The 16653-nt window shown below is 70.2% G+C and carries 15 protein-coding genes; 6 read left to right on the top strand and 9 right to left on the bottom strand.

The genetic code is table 11. From position 1 onward, the window contains the following. Positions 1-72: 72 nt before the first annotated feature. Positions 73-1482, bottom strand: coding sequence for a GntR family transcriptional regulator MpaR (gene mapR, locus FIU83_RS05865; RefSeq protein ID WP_152483183.1), 1410 nt, complete (start codon positions 1480-1482; stop codon positions 73-75). Between the two features lie 225 nt (positions 1483-1707). Between mapR and ccoG the strand changes: the two genes are divergently transcribed. Further along, on the top strand, positions 1708-3135 hold the full coding sequence (gene ccoG, locus FIU83_RS05860; protein WP_152483182.1) for a cytochrome c oxidase accessory protein CcoG: 1428 nt from the start codon (positions 1708-1710) through the stop codon (positions 3133-3135). A gap of 170 nt (positions 3136-3305) precedes the next feature. Here ccoG and FIU83_RS05855 read toward each other — a convergent pair whose 3' ends face one another. After that, positions 3306-4424: an alkene reductase gene (locus FIU83_RS05855; protein WP_152483181.1), complete on the bottom strand. Its 1119-nt coding sequence runs from the start codon at positions 4422-4424 to the stop codon at positions 3306-3308. Between the two features lie 474 nt (positions 4425-4898). Between FIU83_RS05855 and FIU83_RS05850 the strand changes: the two genes are divergently transcribed. The 3 genes from FIU83_RS05850 to FIU83_RS05840 all read left to right on the top strand — a co-directional run bounded on the left by FIU83_RS05850 (position 4899) and on the right by FIU83_RS05840 (position 7001). Beyond that, complete coding sequence (locus FIU83_RS05850; protein WP_152483180.1) at positions 4899-5114, top strand: hypothetical protein; 216 nt, start codon at positions 4899-4901, stop codon at positions 5112-5114. Between the two features lie 165 nt (positions 5115-5279). Beyond that, entirely contained in the window at positions 5280-6413 is a 1134-nt protein-coding gene (locus tag FIU83_RS05845) for a TauD/TfdA family dioxygenase (RefSeq protein WP_216645068.1), read from the top strand. After that, positions 6414-7001 carry an HD domain-containing protein gene (locus FIU83_RS05840; protein ID WP_152483179.1) on the top strand — a complete coding sequence of 196 codons (588 nt, stop codon included), beginning with the start codon at positions 6414-6416 and terminating at the stop codon, positions 6999-7001. It begins immediately after the preceding gene. Here FIU83_RS05840 and FIU83_RS05835 read toward each other — a convergent pair. Then, entirely contained in the window at positions 6998-7894 is an 897-nt protein-coding gene (locus tag FIU83_RS05835) for a LysR family transcriptional regulator (RefSeq protein WP_152483178.1), read from the bottom strand. The two genes, FIU83_RS05840 and FIU83_RS05835, sit on opposite strands and share 4 nt — an antisense overlap. 105 nt (positions 7895-7999) lie before the next feature. Between FIU83_RS05835 and FIU83_RS05830 the strand changes: the two genes are divergently transcribed. Beyond that, positions 8000-9148 (top strand): TauD/TfdA family dioxygenase, encoded by a 1149-nt coding sequence (locus FIU83_RS05830; protein WP_152483177.1) that lies wholly within the window; start codon positions 8000-8002, stop codon positions 9146-9148. After that, positions 9145-9717, top strand: coding sequence for an HD domain-containing protein (locus tag FIU83_RS05825; protein ID WP_152483176.1), 573 nt, complete (start codon positions 9145-9147; stop codon positions 9715-9717). Before FIU83_RS05830 ends, FIU83_RS05825 begins: the two co-directional genes overlap by 4 nt. A 69-nt stretch (positions 9718-9786) precedes the next feature. Here FIU83_RS05825 and FIU83_RS05820 read toward each other — a convergent pair whose 3' ends face one another. The 6 genes from FIU83_RS05820 to phnX all read right to left on the bottom strand — a co-directional run bounded on the left by FIU83_RS05820 (position 9787) and on the right by phnX (position 16639). Then, the gene (locus FIU83_RS05820; protein ID WP_152483175.1) at positions 9787-10683 is read right to left on the bottom strand and encodes a drug/metabolite transporter; all 897 of its coding nucleotides are present in this window, start codon (positions 10681-10683) and stop codon (positions 9787-9789) included. A gap of 142 nt (positions 10684-10825) precedes the next feature. After that, a complete protein-coding gene (locus FIU83_RS05815) occupies positions 10826-12517 on the bottom strand; it encodes a putative 2-aminoethylphosphonate ABC transporter permease subunit (protein WP_152483174.1) in 1692 nt (563 codons plus the stop codon). Beyond that, positions 12514-13635, bottom strand: a complete 1122-nt coding sequence (locus FIU83_RS05810) for a putative 2-aminoethylphosphonate ABC transporter ATP-binding protein (protein ID WP_152483173.1) — start codon at positions 13633-13635, stop codon at positions 12514-12516. Before FIU83_RS05810 ends, FIU83_RS05815 begins: the two co-directional genes overlap by 4 nt. Before the next feature lie 61 nt (positions 13636-13696). After that, complete coding sequence (locus FIU83_RS05805) at positions 13697-14728, bottom strand: putative 2-aminoethylphosphonate ABC transporter substrate-binding protein (RefSeq protein ID WP_152483172.1); 1032 nt, start codon at positions 14726-14728, stop codon at positions 13697-13699. 131 nt (positions 14729-14859) lie between these two features. Beyond that, positions 14860-15570 carry a UTRA domain-containing protein gene (locus FIU83_RS05800; protein WP_152483171.1) on the bottom strand — a complete coding sequence of 237 codons (711 nt, stop codon included), beginning with the start codon at positions 15568-15570 and terminating at the stop codon, positions 14860-14862. Positions 15571-15811: 241 nt separating this feature from the next. Further along, entirely contained in the window at positions 15812-16639 is an 828-nt protein-coding gene (gene phnX, locus FIU83_RS05795; protein WP_152483170.1) for a phosphonoacetaldehyde hydrolase, read from the bottom strand. Positions 16640-16653: the final 14 nt, after the last annotated feature.

Raw genomic sequence — 16653 nt, 5'->3', positions numbered from 1 at the left:
CGGCCGCGACAGACACGACGATGCCAGCCGGTGCCACCGGCTGGCATCGTCGTGTCTGGACGGCGGATGGGGTCAGAACGAGGCGATCAGCCGCCCCAGCGTCTCCATGGCCCGCTCGCTGCGCGCCGTCCACGGGTGCCCGTAGCTCAGGCGCGCGCAGTGGCGAAAACCCTGGGTGGCCGAGAAGATGGGCCCCGGGGCCAGGCTGACGCCCTGGTCCAGCGCCATGCGAAACAGGCGCAGCGAGTCGACGTGCTCGGGAAACTCGGCCCACAGGAAGTAGCCGCCGTCGGGCCGGGTGATGCGGGTACCCGCGGGAAAGTGACGATCGGCGGAGGCCAGCATGGCGGCCTGCTGCGCCTCCAGGGCATGGCGCAGCGTGCGCAGGTGGCGATCGAAGCCGCCGCGCTGCAGGTAGTCGGCGATGGCCGCCTGGGCCGGGATGGAGGGCGAGATGGTGGTCATCAGCTGGAGGCGCGAGATCGCCGCGGCGAAGCGCCCGCCCGCCACCCAGCCGACGCGGTAGCCCGGCGCCAGGCACTTCGAGAAGGAGCCGCAGTGCATCACCAGGCCCGCGTCGTCGAACGCCTTCACGGGCGTCGGCGGCGTGGCGCCGAAGTAGAGCTCGGCGTAGGCGTCATCCTCGAGCATCGGCACCCGGTGGCGCTTCAGCAGTGCGTAGAGGCGACGCTTGCGCGCCTCGTCGAGGCTCGCGCCCAGGGGGTTCTGCAGGTGGCTCATGAACCAGCAGGCCTTGATGGGCAGCGCCGCCAGGCGTGCCTCGAGAAGGTCCAGGTCGATGCCCTCGCGCGGGTGCACCGGGATCTCCACCGCCTTCAGCTCGAGGCGCTCCAGCACCTGGAGGCTGGCGTAGAAGGCGGGCGCCTCGATGGCCACCAGGTCGCCGGGCTGGGTCACGCACTGCAGGCCCAGGTTCAGCGCCTCCATGGCCCCGTTGGTGATCACCAGCTCGTCGAGTGGCAGCTGCAGGCCGCCGAGCATGTAGCGCAGGGCGATCTGGCGGCACAGGTCGGGGTGGCCGGCGGTCATGTCGGCGATCACCGCGTGGGGAGAAAGCTCGCGCAGCCCCCGCGCCATGCTGCTCGCCAGGCGCGCCAGGGGAAAGAGCTCGGGGCTCGGAAACGCCGAGCCGAAGGGCACCGTGCGGGTGTCCTGCAGCGACGCCAGCACCGAGAAGGCCAGCTCGCTGACCTCCACCTCGGCGGGATCCGCCCGCTGCCCCGAGACCCGGGGCTCCTCCATCAGCCGCCGGGCCTGCTCGCGCACGAAATAGCCCGAGCGGGGCCGCGCGGTGATCAGCCCGCGGCGCTCCAGCAGGTAGTAGGCCTGGAACACGGTCGAGGGGCTGATGCCGTGGTGCCGGCTGGCCTGGCGCACCGAGGGGATGCGCTCCCCGGGGGCCAGCACCCCCTGGCGGATAAGGGTCGCGATGCTGTCGGCGAACTTCTCGTAGCGCTTCATCGGCTCAACTTCCGGCGCGTCAGGGTCCGACAGCTTACCCCAGCCGAGTCCCGGCCGTGAAAACAGTCGCGTTTTCCGATGAAGGCCACCGTACAGCGTAAACCTTTGTCACAGGGCGGCCGGTGATCATCTGATCCGGTTTTTTGCCGACGATCTGAGTCTGTTATGCGCTCTACCCCGCGCGCATAGTGCGGCCACCGCTCGCCTGCCCCTCTGGATACCGACATGAAGCAACGCATCCCCCTCCACGACCTGACGTCCGAGGACGGGGTCGGTCGCCACGACCCCGCCGCGTCCCCGAGGCCCGCCCCGCACTCGCGCTTCCATGTTCGCGAGGTCAAGGGCGTCTTCCAGCGCCTGCGCCGCCGCGCGAACTGGGCGCTGATGGCGCTCTACCTCGGGCTGCCCTGGATCCCCTGGGGAGATCGTCCCCTCGTCTGGTTCGACCTGCCGAGCCGCGAGTTCCACCTCTTCAGCGCCACCTTCTTCCCCCAGGACTTCATCCTGCTGGCCTGGCTGCTGATCGTCTGCGCCTTCGGCCTCTTCCTGATCACCATGCTCGCCGGGCGCGTCTGGTGCGGCTACGCCTGCCCACAGAGCGTCTGGACCTTCCTGTTCCTCTGGTTCGAGCATCGCCTCGAGGGCCCGCGGCATCGGCGGATGCGCCGCGACCGCTCGCCCCGACGCCTCGACGACCTGTGGCGCAAGGCCGCCAAGCACGGCGCCTGGCTTGCCATCGCCTTCGTCACCGGCCTGACCTTCGTCGGCTACTTCACGCCGATCCGCGAGCTGGTCGTCGACCTGGCACGCCTGGAGTCCGGCCCCTGGGCGCTGTTCTGGATCGGCTTCTTCACGCTGTTCACCTACCTCAACGCGGGCTGGCTGCGCGAGCAGGTGTGCCTGCACATGTGCCCCTACGCCCGCTTCCAGTCGGTGATGTTCGATCCAAACACCCTGATCGTCTCCTACGACGCCGCCCGGGGCGAGCCGCGCCGCGAGCGCCGGCACAAGGCCGATGGCCAGAGCGCGCCGGCGGGCGACTGCATCGACTGCGAGCTGTGCGTGCAGGTCTGCCCCACCGGCATCGACATCCGAGACGGCCTGCAGTACGAATGCATTGGGTGCGCCGCCTGCATCGATGCCTGCGACGACGTCATGACGCGCCTCGGCAAGCCGCGCGGCCTGGTACGCTACACCACCGAGCACGCCCTGGCCGGCCGGGCCTCGCGCCTCCTGCGCCCCCAGCTGGCGGGCTACGCCGCCGGGCTCGTCGTGATGATCGGCCTGATGGTGGCGTTCATGGTCGAGCGCACGCCCCTGCAGTTCGAGATCGAACGCGACCGCCAGCGGCTCTTCACCCAGGTCGCGGAGGGGCGCGTCGTCAACCACTACACCCTGACCCTGCGCAACCAGGACGATCGGGCGCACCGCTTCCACCTCGAGGCGACCGGCCTGCCGACCCTCGCCCTGGCCGGCCCCGAGGCGATGGAAGTGCCCGCGGGCGCCACCCAGCGCTGGCGTATCGCCCTCGAGGCCGACGCCGAGGCCCTGACCCGGCCGAGCCAGGCCGTCACGCTGCGCGTCGCCGCCGGCGACGCCGCGCTGGCGATCGAGCGCGAGACGCGCTTCCTCGGACCGGTCGCCCCGCGCTGAGGGCCCCTGCCGATCGCCTTTCACGACTCGCCCTTCACGAATCACCCTTCACGAATCACCCTTCACGACTCGCCCCAAACCGACAGAGGCATCCTCCCGAGACCACAAAAAAGCCCCCTCGAGGAGGGGGCAAAAACAGCCAAGCTAAAGGACTTCGCAACGCGGGGCGATCAACCGTGGCGATCGTACCCGTTGTCCAGGAACGGATAGTCGGTGTAACCGGTCGCGTCGCCGCCGTAGAACGTCTCGGGGTTCGGCTCGTTGAGCGCGGCGCCGACGCGGAAGCGCTCGACCAGGTCCGGGTTGGCGATATAGGGACGCCCGATCGCCACCGCGTCGGCGATCCCCTCATCGATGATCCGCTGGGCGCGCTCGGCGTCGTAGTGGCCGCAGAAGATCAGGCTGCCGGAAAAGCGCTCGCGCAGGGCGCGACGGAAGTCGTCGCTGAACTTGACGTCGCCGCCGGCCCAGTCGGGCTCGTTGACGTGCACGTAGGCCAGGCCGCGCCGGGAGAGCTCCTCCATCAGGTAGAAGGCCATTTCTTCGGGCTCGTCGTCGGTCAGGCCGAAGATCTCGATGAAGGGGGTCAGGCGAATGCCGGTGCGCGCGGGACCGAACACCTCGGCCACCGCATCGACCACCTCCAGCGGGAAGCGGGCGCGGTTCTCGATCGAACCGCCGTAGCGATCGGTGCGCCGGTTGGTGCCGGTGGCCAGGAACTGGTTGAGCAGGTAGGCGTTGGCGGCGTGCACCTCGACCATGTCGAAGCCGGCCCGCTTGGCGCGGATCGCCGCCTGACGGTAGTCCTCGACGATGCCGGGAATCTCGTCGGTCTCGAGCGCCCGCGGGGTGCTGGTCTCGTGACGACCGGCGCTGCCGTCGGGAAACTCGACGAAGCACTGCGCCCCCTCGCCCTTGAGCGCGCTCGGCGCCACCGGCGCCTGGCCCTCGGGCTGCACCATCTCGTGGGAGACGCGCCCCACGTGCCACAGCTGCAGGGCCATGCGCCCACCCTTGGCGTGCACGGCCTCCACGACGCCCTTCCAGCCGGCTTCCTGCTCATCGGTCCAGATGCCGGGGGTATAGACATAGCCCCTGGCCGTGGGCGAGATGTTGGTCGCCTCGCTGATGATCAGGCCGGCGCCGGCGCGCTGGCCATAGTAGGCCTCCTGCAGCGCGCCAGGGACGCTGTCGGGCGTGCGCGCCCGGGTCAGCGGCGCCATCAGGATGCGGTTGGGCAGCGCCAGGCTGCCCAGGCGGGTCGGAGTCAGCAGGGTCTCGTACGCCATGCGGTATGGTCCTCCTCGAGGGTTCGAATCCGGGGTCGGCGCCTCGCCGCCCGTCTTGATTAGACCAGTTTACTAGTAACGACCGCCCGTTGGCCACCCCGGCTAATCGTTATCATGTTAATTGATTGCCAAGACGCCGCGTGCCGCCATCGAAGGGCGCCAGGCGGCCTGCTCTTCCGGCTTCCCGGTAGCCTCGGCGCTTTACATTGGGGCGAGGCGGAGCCTATGCTTCGGTCAGCGCCGATTTGATTCCCAGCTTGCGGGCGCTCTACAAATGCCGCTAAAGCGCCGCCAGAGGCCCGCTTTAGCACCTGCAAAGCGGGTTTTTTATTGCCCGGCCCCCGGGCCGCCGCCGATTTAAGCACCAACTTGCGGGCGGCATAGAAATGCAGCTAAAGCGGCGTGCGACTCCTCTCCCCTGGGTCGGCGCTGGCCGAACCATCCCGTCCAATGTCAGGGGAACCGGAGACGATCATGACCTACCGCACGACCACCTCCCAGACTTTCGCTCAGACCCCGGCCGCCGCCGGCGTCACCCGCCGCCGCGCGCTGGCCGCCCTGCTCGCCGAGGACGACATCGTGCGTCCGGAGTTGCGTAATGACGCCATCCTCGAGGCGCAGCGCGGCGCTCGGCACCGGTCGGGCGCACCACGGCCCAGAAGCCCCAAGGGGCGACGCGCTCCGCAATGACGGCGAAGGCCCTGGACGAGGGGTCGGCCTGAGGAGCTGTCGTGAGGGGCATAAGAAAAATGCATGGCGGGCGATAAGGCCGCGGCCCTACCCCGCGAGCGGCGCGACGCCCACCATGCCGGCGATCGACAGCCCGATGATCGACGCCATACGAGGATGCCCGTCATGCCCACCCGCCCCGCGTTCGACATTCATGAGCAGCCGCCGGCGATCCGCCTCGTGCGCGGCGAGGCCTCGCGGGCGCTCAGCCCGCTGTGGCTTCGCGAGCGCACCCAGTCGCCCGACCAGCTGGAGCCGATGACCCAGCAGCGCCTGTTCGACTCCCACGCCATCGACACGGCGCTGACGCTGACCGAGGCCACGCGCGTCGACGAGGACCACGCGACGCTCGCCTTCAGCGACGGCCATCGCGAGACCTACGACCTGCGCGTGCTGGCCGACGAGCTCGACGACGCCGCCACCTTCCCCGCCGCCGAGCCCTGGGACTCACAGCTGGACCCGGCGCGCGTGCGCTTCGACTGGCCCCGGGTGCGCGACGAGCCGGCCTACTTCTGGGCCGCCCTGGACGCCTACCTGCGCCTGGGCCACCTGGTGCTGACGGGCGTGCCCACCGACCCCGAGCGTATCCTCGAGGTCGGCCGCCACTTCGGCTACGTCAAGGAGACCAACTTCGGCCGCTACTTCGAGGTCTACTCGCGGCCGAGCGGCAACGACCTGGCCTATCGCAGCGTGGCGCTCGGCCCGCACACCGACAACCCCTACCGCACGCCGGTGCCGGGCATCCAGCTGCTGCACTGCCTGATCAACGAGACCCGGGGCGGGCTCTCGACCCTGGTCGACAGCCTCAAGGTGCTCGAGCGGCTGCGCCACGAGTCCCCCGAGGGCTATGCGCTGCTCAAGACCACCCCGGTGCGCTTTCGCTTCGTCGATGCCGGCACCGAGCTCGTCACCCACCGCGCCATGATCCAGAGCGACGATGACGGCCAGCCGACCGGGGTCCACTACAGCCCGCGCCTCGACGCCCTGCCGCTGCTCTGTGACGCCGAGACCCGCGTCTTCCACGCCGCCCGGCAGCGCCTCGGCGAGCTCTTCTCCGACCCCGCCTATGAGCGGCGCTTCGCCCTTGCGGCCGGCGAGCTGATGCTCTTCGATAACAGCCGGGTGCTGCATGGCCGCACCAGCTACGACAGCCATGAGGGGCGTCGCCACCTGCAGGGCTGCTATCTCGACAGCGACGGCCCGCGGGAGCGCTTCGCCACTCTTTTGAAACACCGTGAATCGATCGAGGAGGTCGCCTGAATGGAACAGGTCGCATTTCGCCAGATGCAGGACGGCACCCGGGAAGAGTACCTCTTCCTCGAGGGGCTGGAAGCGCAGTTCAACGAGGGGCTGGTGGATCGCCTGCTGGACGCGCTGCGCGGGCTGGAGCACAGCCTGAGCGGCTACCAGGTGACCCGGCTGGAGCACTCGCTGCAGTCGGCCGCCCGGGCCGAGGCCGACGGCGCCGACGAGGACATCATCGTCGGCGCCCTGCTCCACGACCTGGGCGACGACCTGGCGCCCTACAACCACTCCCAGCTCGCCGCCTCGATCATCCGCCCCTACGTGCGCGGCGAGGTGACTTGGGTGGTCCACCACCACGGCCTCTTCCAGACCTACTACTTCGCCCACCACTTCGGCATGGACCCGAACGCGCGCGACCGCTACCGGGACCACCCCTGCTACCAGAGCTGCGTCGAATTCTGCGAGCGCTACGACCAGGCCGCCTTCGACCCGGACTACCCGACCCCGCCCCTCGAGCACTTCGAGCCGATGCTGCGCCGCGTCTTCTCGCGCCAGCCCTTCGACCCGGCGGTGATCGGCACGGAATATCCGCTGGAACTCTAGCCGTTCTCAGCGTCCGCGTGGGCGGACGCTCCCCCGGGGCGCAGGACCGCCAGCACGCGCTCGACCTCGCGGCCGGCGGGGCGGTCGCTGCGCCGGGTCAGCCAGTAGCCCTCGGCCATGGGCAGCGCCTCGGGGCTCGCGCGCTGCAGTCGCCCGGCCTCGAGGGTCGCCCGGCAGAGGGGCAGCGAGCCCAGCAGCACCCCCACACCGGCCTCGGCGGCGCTCAGGGCCTGGGTCAGGCTGTCCAGGCGCAGCACCGGCATGGGGCCGGGGCCCGGTTCCCGGCGCTGATCCCACTCCCGCCACCCCAGCCGTGGCCCGGCCACGGCGATACGCGGCAGGCACCGCCAGTCATCGACGCCGGCCAGCAGCTCGGGCGTCGCCATCGGCGTGAGCACCTCGCCGAACAGCCGATGGCTGACCCGCTCCGGCCAGTCGCCCTCGCCGAAGCGAATGTCCAGGTCGGCCTCCGCCTGGGCGTAGTCCGGCCAGCGGTGCATGGTGGAAAGGACGAGCTGTCGCCGGGGCAGCGCGGCCTGCAGCTCGGCCAGGCGGGGCACGATCCAGAGTTCGATCAGCGAGGCCGAGGCCATCAGGCTGAGCCGGGTGCGGGGCGCCGCGAAGAGGCTGTCGGCGCTGTGGGTCAGCCGCTCTAGCGCCTGCTGCACATGGGGCAGCCAGGCCTCGCCCTGCAGCGACAGCGTCACTCCCCGCGCCTGGCGCTCGAACAGCGACACCCCGAGCCGCTCCTCCAGATGCCGGATGCGCTGGCTGACGGCGGCCTGGGTCAGCCCCAGCTCTCGGGCCGCGGCGGTGAAGCTGCCCAGCCGCGCCGCCGCTTCGAAGACCCGGACCCACTCCAGCGAGGGCAGCAGGGCGGTGGATTCAGCCATAAGAAATTTTCACCTCTCACCCCAAAAACTGTTGATTGTCGTTATGCCATCGGCGACGTCAAATGGCCAGGCATCCATCCATCTCACAGTGTCATGGAGAGCCCCATGCTCGAGACCGCCGAACTGATCGACCACGGCCAGGCCGTCCTGCTGACCTTCCAGCAGGGCGAACGACGCCGCTTCCATGGCGTCTGGCTGCGCGACAACGCCCAGGACTCCGCCACCCGCTCCCCCGACAACGGCCAACGCCTGATCAGCCTCGCCGATATCCCCGCCACCCTCCGGCTGACCGAGGCGCGGGTCGAGGCGGGACGCCTGATCGTGGCCATGGCCCCGGAGGCGCGGGAGTTCGCCTTCGAGGGCGCCTGGCTCTGGCAACATGCCTATGATCGCGAACCGCCCGCCCGCCGCGGGTGGCTCGACGCGCACCGCGAGACCTGGGACGCCTCGCTGGCCGAGCGCCTGCCCACCGCCGACATCAAGGCCCTGGGCAGTGACGACGCCGTCAAGCGCCGTTGGCTCGCCGACATTCGCCGCTACGGCATCGGCAAGCTCACGGGCGGGCCCGTCGAGGACGGCGCCCTGCTCGACGTGGTGGCCCAGTTCGGCTTCACCCGGGAGACCAACTACGGCCGCTACTTCGAGGTGCGCAGCGAGATCGCGCCGACCAACCTGGCCTTCACCGGCCTCGGCCTGCCGGCCCACACCGATAACCCCTATCGGGATCCGGCGCCGACCCTGCAGCTGCTCTACTGCCTGGAGAACTCCGCGGCCGGCGGCGACAACCGGGTGGTGGACGGCTTCCGCGCCGCCCAGCGCCTGCGCGAGGAGGATCCCCGCGGCTTCGAGCTGTTGGCCGGCTACTGCGCGCGCTTCGAGTACCGCGGCCTCGGCGACGTCTGCCTCCAGGCCCGGCGCCCGATGATCGAGCTGGCCCCGGACGGCGAGCTGATCGGCTTTCGTTTCAACAACCGCTCCGCGGCCCCCTTCTCCGACATCCCCTACGCCGACATGGCCGCCTACTACGCCGCCTATCGTCGCCTCGGCGAGATCCTCGAATCCCCCGAGATGGGCGTGACCTTCAAGCTCGCCCCGGGCGAGGCCTTCCTGGTCGACAACACCCGCGTGCTGCACGCGCGTACCGGCTACTCGGGCGAGGGATCGCGCTGGCTGCAGGGCTGCTACGCCGACCGCGATGGCCTGCTCTCCACCCTCGCCTGCCTGGAAGCCGCCGCCCAGGGAGACGCCGCATGACCCGCACGCCGGATACCGTCGTCGAGACCCTCGCCACCCTCTTCGCCGAGCAGGGCGCCAAGAGCTACCTGGGCGAGGCGGTCACCATGGCCGAGCACATGCTGCAGGGGGCCTGGCTGGCCGAGCAGCAGGGCGAGAGCGACGAGATCATCGTCGGCGCCCTGCTCCACGACATCGGCCATTTCGCCGGGGATCGCGGCACCTTCGCCCTGACCGACACCGAGGATCGCTGCCACGAGAGCACCGGCGCCGCCCTGGTGGAGGCACACCTGCCCCCGGCGGTGGTCGCCTGCATTCGCGAGCACGTGGCGGCCAAGCGCTACCTCTGCGCGGTCGACCCGGCCTATGCCGATACCCTCTCCCGGGCCTCGCAGCACTCCCTGCGCCTGCAGGGGGGCCCCATGGCCGCCGACGAAGTAGAGCGCTTCGCGAAGCACCCCCACCTGGAGGCGATCCTCAAGGTGCGCCTGCTGGACGATGCCGGCAAGGAAGCCGGCCGACAGACGCCGGACTTCGCGCACTTCGCCCCCCGGGTGCGGCGCCTGATCGAGGCCCACCAAGCGAACTGACCGCGCTCCGCCCGCCCGGGCGGGGCCTTCGGCGGCGTCCCCCGAGACGCCGCCGCCCTCCTCACCGCCTCAGGGCAACGCCACCACCCACAGCCCAGCGAGCATCAGCGCGGTACCGAGCCACTTGGCCGGCGCCGCGCGCTCGCGCAGCCACCAGACACCGAGCAGCACGCCGAGCGGGATCGAGAGCTGGCGCATGGCGACGATCAGGCTCACCTCCTCGGTGAGGGCCATGGCCACCAGCACCAGGCCGTAGGTGGCGAGCATCATGATCCCGGTCAGCACGATTGTGGAGCGCTCGCCCTGCCGGAGCGCGGCGAGGCGTCGCCGCTCGGCGGGCAACAGCAGCACCGCGGGCAGCCCCCAGGCCAGGGTCATCAGCGCCTGGAGCACCATGAAGTGGCTGCCGGCGGTGAGGCTCGAGTGGCCGCTCGCCATCATCAGCGCGAGGGCCCGGTTGTCGATCAGGGAATAGCCGGCGGTGGCCACCGCCGCCAGCAGGGCGAAGCCGAACGCCGGGGTCAGGTAGGTCGAGGGCCGCAGCGCCCGGGGACTCGTGAGGGGCAGGCACAGCGCGCCGATCACGATCAGCCCCATGCCGGCCAGGTCCAGGGGCGTCAGGGCGCGGCTGCCCAGCATGGCCATCGAGACCAGCGGCACCAGCACCACCGGCAGGGCGCGGGCGACGGGATAGAGCACGCTGATCTCGCCCCGGGCATAGGCCCAGGCCAGGCCGCCCAGGTAGAGCATCTGGCAGAGCCCGGAGGCGACGAGCCAGCCCCAGAACGCCGGCGGCAGTGCGGCCGGCGACGGCCCCAGCCACAGCAGCGGCGCCAGCGCCAGCGCCCCGCCGCCCATCGCCAGCACGAAGAAGGCCAGCGACGGCGCGCGCCCCTTGCCCATCAGGTTCCAGCCGGCGTGCAGGCACACCGACAACAGCACGAGGCCCAGCGCCGCGGGACTCATGACGCGCACCAGCCGAACGGAACCACCCGGCCCCACGGCCACCAACAGGGTCGCATGACACACTCCTTGCAAAAAAGGGCTGCCCCGGCCAAGGGCCGGGGCAGCATCACAGACGGAAATGACCGCCGAGGGGGCGGCGAGCCTAGCTCGCCTGGCGCCAGCGCTGGGCGCGGGTCAGCAGCAGGTGGCCGATCGCCGCATGGGCCAGCTTGACCGTCAGCGAGGTGAAGAAGATCAGCACCGCCATCGCCGCGGCGCTGGCGAAGTAGCCGGCCTCGTCGAGGTGCATCACCGCCACGGAGGCCAGGCGCGTGTCGCTGGTGTAGAGGAAGACCACCGCCGAGACCGTGGTCATGGCATTGACGAACAGGTAGACCGAGATATCCAGCACCGCCGGCAGCGAGACCGGCAGGGTCACGCGACGGAAGGTGGTCCAGAACGGCACCTTGAGCGACGCCCCCACCGCCTCGAACTCGGGGTCAAGCTGCTTGAGCGCGGTCACCGAGGTGAGGTGGCAGACGGTATAGAAGTGCACCAGGGTGTTGAGCACCAGGATGATCAGGGTGCCGTAGATCCAGTTCAGCGGGTTGTCGGCCTGGTTGAAGAAGAAGATGTAGGCCAGGCCCAGCACCATGCCCGGCACCGCCATGGGCAGCATGGCCATGAAGTGCAGTCCCTGGCGCAGCGCGCGGTAGCCGTCGCTCTTCTCGATCAGCCAGGCGTTGAAGAAGATCACCAGGGTGCCGATCGTCGCCACCGAGAAGGCGAGCGTCAGGGAGTTGAACCAGGCCGTCCAGCCGCCGCCGGCCAGCGCCTTGAAGGCGTAGTGGTCCAGGGTCAGCGTCAGGTCGTAGGGCCAGAACTGCACCAGGGAGGCGTAGATCGCGGTGCCAATCACCGTCAGGATGATCGCCCCCACGCCGTAGCAGATGGCGGCGAAGGTCCAGTCGCGAAGCGGGCTGGGGCTCGGCTGCCAGGGCACCGCCCGGGCCGAGAGCTGCGCCACCTGACGACGCTGGATCCAGCGGTCCACCACGAAGGAGACCAGCGCCGGCGCCAGCAGGATCACGCTCACTACCGCGCCCATCTGGAAGTTCTGCTGCCCCACCACCTGGCGGTAGACGTCGGTGGCCAGCACGCTGAACTGCCCGCCGATGATCTTGGGCACCCCGAAGTCGGTGATCGCCATGGTGAAGACCACGAAGGCGCAGGAGATCAGCCCGTAGCGGGCGCCCGGCAGGGTGATGGTGAGAAAGCTGCGCCATTTCGGCGTGCCGAGCGCTTCCGCGGCCTCGTAGAGGCGCGCGTCGCTGTTGGAGAGCGCCGTCACCAGGATCATCAGCGCATGGGGGAAGATCCAGAAGCACATGCCGAGCACGATGCCGATGGGGCCGTAGATGCTCTCCCCCATCAGCGCCTCCCGGAACCAGCCCTGGTTGCCGAACAGGTAGACGAGGCTGATGGCCGGCAGCAGCGAGGGGGCGAGGATCGGCAGGGTGGCCAGCATGCGGAACAGCCGCTTGCCCGGCATGCAGGTGCGGGTGATGCCGTAGGCGCAGAGGAAGGCCAGGCCCACCACGATCAGGGTGCTGGTCAGGGCCACCGTCAGGGAGTTGGCGATAGAGCCGGCCAGGGCCGGGGTCTGCACGTAGCGGGCGAAGTTGGCCAGGCCCACGAAGTCGCCGGCGCGGTCCTGCACGCTCTTGACCAGCATCGCGGCCAGCGGAAAGAGCAGCCCCACCACCAGCAGGCCCAGCGCCAACAGCAGCGCCAACAGACGGATCAGGGATTCACCGGAGACTCGCGCGGGCCAGGAAGAAGCGCCTGCGATCATGCTCGGGCCTCCCGGCCGGGGAAGAGGCGCATCGCCTCGGCCGGCAGGCGCACGCCGAGCGTCACGCCCGGAGCCAGGCCAAGGCGCTCGCCGTCGCGCACGGCGACGTCCGCGGTCACCGTCTGGCGGCACGCCTCGAGCGTCAAGCTGACCCTGAGGAAGGCGCCCAGGAACTCGACGTGATCGACCCGGGCCGAGAGCCCCTCGTCCCGGGCGCAGAGCTGCACCGCCTCGGGGCGGATGGCCAGTCGCACCTGCTCCTCGTCGGCGCAGTGGTGGGCCGCGCAGTCCAGGCGATGCTCGCCGAGGCGCAGGCCGTGGCCGCCCTCGGGCCGGCAGTCGAGGAAGTTCATGCTGCCGATGAACTCGGCCACGAAGGCGCTGGCGGGATGCCGGTAGATCTCGGCGGGGGTGCCCACCTGCTCGATCACGCCGTGGTTCATCACCACGATGCGATCCGCCATGGCCAGGGCCTCCTCCTGGTCGTGGGTCACCATGATGGTGGTCACCCCCAGGCGCGCCTGCAGCGCCTTGATCTGACTGCGCAGGTGCACGCGCACCCGAGCGTCCAGGGCCGACAGCGGCTCGTCGAGCAGCAGCAGGCCCGGCTCGGTGGCCAGCGCCCGCGCCAGCGCGACCCGCTGCTGCTGGCCGCCGGAGAGCGCCGCCGGGTACTTGCCCTCGCTGCCGCTCAGGTCCACCAGGGCCAGCAGCTCGGCGACGCGTTGGCGCATCAGGTGGCGCTCGTCGCGGCGGTTGCGCAGCCCGTAGGCCACGTTGTCGAACACGGTGAGGTTGGGAAAGAGCGCGTAGGACTGGAAAACGATGCCGAAGTCCCGGGCCTGGGGCGGCAGCCGGGAGATGTCGCGACCGCACTGGACGATGCGACCCTCGCTCTGGGGCGCCAGGCCGGCGATGGCGCGCAACAGGGTGGTCTTGCCGCAGCCCGAGGGCCCCAGGAAGCAGACGAACTCGCCCTCGCGGATGGCGAGGTCGATGTCGCGCAGGGCCGTGAACTGCCCGTAGCGCTTGGTCAGGCCGGCGATCTCGAGATGGATGCCGGCATCGGCGACGGCGGCGTGCACCGAATCGGTCTGGGGAACGGTCAGGGTGGTCATGCTGAAAGACTCCAAGCCCCGGCGCGAGACGCCGGGGCGATGACGAGGATAGCGAGAGGGATTACTGGCTGTCGGACTTGCCGTCGTAGCGGCGCTGCCACTCCTCGAGCAGGCGCTCGCGGTGGTTGGCCGCCCAGTTGAAGTCGGCGTCGATCATCAGCTCGGTGATATTCTCGGGATAGTGCTCGATGGGCGCGGCCACGCCGGGGTAGGCCACTACCGCATAGCCCTCGTTGTAGAGCGCGTTGGCCTCCTCGGTCACGGCCCAGTCGAGCAGGGTCTCGGCGGCCTCGCGATTGTCGGTGCCCTCGATGATGGCCGCCGCCTCCATGTCCCAGCCCACGCCCTCCTCGGGGAAGACCAGCTCGAGGGGCGCCCCCTGCGACTTGAGGCGCGCGCCGCGGAAGGCGAAGGAGACGCCCACCACGGCCTCGCCGGAGGCGGCGAGGTTGCAGGGCGCCGAGCCGGAGTGGGTATAGCGCGCGATGTTCTCGTGCAGGCGGTCCATGTAGTCCCAGCCGCCCTGCTCGTCCCACAGCTGCATCCAGCTGGCCACGTCCAGGTAGCCGGTCCCGGAGGAGCTGGGGTTGGGCATGATGACGTGCCTCTCATACTCGGGGCGGGTGAGGTCTTCCCAGGAGCTGGGCTTGGGCACCCCGAGGCGCTCGCCTTCGATGGTGTTGTAGCAGATCGACGCCACCCAGGCGTCCATGCCGACCCAGGCCGGGTCCTCGCCGTCGCGGATGGCCGGATCGACGAACTTGGGGTCCAGGGCCTCCACGCCCTCGGGGGCGTAGCGGGCCAGCATGCCCTCCTCTTCCAGGACCAGCAGGCTGGTGGCGGCCAGGCCCCAGACCACGTCGGCCTGGGGATTCTCCTTCTCGGCGAGCAGGCGCGCGGTGATGACGCCGGTGGAGTCCCGCACCCACTTGATCTCGATCTCCGGATGCGCGAGCTCGAAGCGCGCGGCGTACTTCTGCAGGTCGTCCGCCTCGACGGCGGTGTAGACGGTCAGCTCGGTGGCCGCCTGGGCGCCGGCGGTCATGGCCAGGCCCACCGCGGCGGCCAGCAGGGAACGGGGAAAGAGGGACATCGAAGGGCTCCAGTGCTTGGTGTAGGTCAGATGGGGCAGTGCCCATCTGGTATATACCAAGATTCTGGCGATGCCGGATGACGCTTCAATGACAGTTCATTGAACGTCACATGAAAAATGTAGCCGATTGATTACGCGGTATTTTCCAGGTCCACCGTGATGCACAGCGCATTGTGCAGCCAGTGCTCCTCGTCGTACTCCACCGGGCGGCGCTGGGCGTCGAAAATGGTGCGGCGCACGCTCAGGCCGGCCGTGCCGGCGGCCACGCCCAGCTCCTCCGCTTCCTGGGCGCGCAGCGCCTCGGAGTAGAGGCGCAGGGAGCGGTGGGCCAGCGTCAGCCCCCAGCGCCCTCGCAGCTGCCCCCACAGCGAGCCGGTGAAATCCCCCTCGAGCAGCTGCGGGGCGCGCTCCGGCACGACCCAGAGCGACTCCGAGAGCACCGCGCGGTCGTCCACGAAACGACGCCGGCGAATGTGGTGGAAGGGCTGGTCGACGGGCAGGCCCAGCGCCTCGGCGGCCGGACGATGGGGACGGGTATCGGTGAGCAGCACCTCGGTGCGCGGTTGGCGCCCCTGGGCCTTCACGTAGTCGTTGAAGCCGGCGTCCCGCGTCGGGTCGTAGTCGAGGGGCGGCGGCGAGACGAACCAGCCGCGGCGGTTGCTGCGATGGATGCGCCCCTCGCCCTCGAGCTGCGCCAGGGCCTGGCGCAGGGTGACCCGCGTGGTGCGAAAGCGCTCGGCCAGCACCCGCTCGGCCGGCAGTCGATCGCCGCCGAAGGCCGCGGGGGCCTGGAGGAGCTCGCGCAGGCGGTCGGTGAGATGGAGGTAGTAGGCGTCGCTCATGCGGGGAGTCCTGCTGGGCTGGGAAGCAGTGGCCGAGGCTTCAAGCCTTGGCCGGGGCGAGACCCGATTCTGGCACATTCGCCCCGCCAGGCGTCACCGCCCGCCCATGCCAGGCCCCGACGCTGCCCCAACGCCCTGCCCTGCCTTCACGCGGCTTGCCGACGCGCTGCTTGCCAGACTCCCCAAACGCCAACGACCGGGCCTGGGCCCGGTCGTTGCGCTTCTCGAGGCGCCTTCCCGCTCAGCAGGCCTGGGGCATCTCGCCGCGGGCCAGCCGGGCGTTGATGTCGTCGATCACCCCCGGCAGGTCGGCGATGGTGTCGATCAGGTAGTGGGGACGCGAGGCCTCGAACTCCCGGGCGACCCGGGCGCGCCCTTCCGCCAGGGCCTCGGGCGTCAGCGCCTGGAACTCCCCGAGGGTCAGGCCCAGGGCGTTGCCGGAGCAGGTCAGGCCCACCGTCCACATGCCGGCGCGGCGCCCCTCGAGGATGCCCGGGGTGGTGTCGTCGATCTTCACGCAGGCGGCGACGTCCTCGATGCCGAGCGCGACGACGCTGGCCAGCGCCTGGGACGGGTGCGGGCGGCCGTTGGGCACCTCGTCGGAGGCCACCACGTGGTCGGCCTCGTAGCCGTGCTGCGCCGCCATCTCCACGACGCGCTCCATGACCACGGCCGGATAGCCGGAGCAGGAGCCGATCTTCATGCCCTGGTCGCGCATGGCGGCGATCGCCTGGATGGCGCCGGGAATCAGCGCCGAGTGCTCGGGGATCTTCTCGACCTGCAGCGGCATGAAGCGCTCGTAGATGGCGGTCACGTCGGCATCGGTGGGCGCATGGCCGAACACCTCGGCGCAGCGCGCGGCGATCTCGGGGATATCACACAGGGCGCGGATGTGATCCCACTTGCCCATGCCCATGGGGCCGCGGGCCTCCTCCAGGCTGAGCGCGACGCCGAACTCGGCGAAGGCGTCGACGAAGATCTGGGTCGGCGCGAAGGAGCCGAAGTCCACCACGGTGCCGGCCCAGTCGTGAATCGCGGCCTGCAGGCGGTCGGGGGCGTTGTAGATCATGGAGCATTCCTCGT

This window comes from Halomonas sp. THAF5a, from assembly GCF_009363755.1.
Lineage (GTDB): Bacteria > Pseudomonadota > Gammaproteobacteria > Pseudomonadales > Halomonadaceae > Halomonas.
The sequence above is the reverse complement of the archived record's forward strand: the minus strand, read 5'-3'. Positions and strand labels throughout refer to the sequence as shown.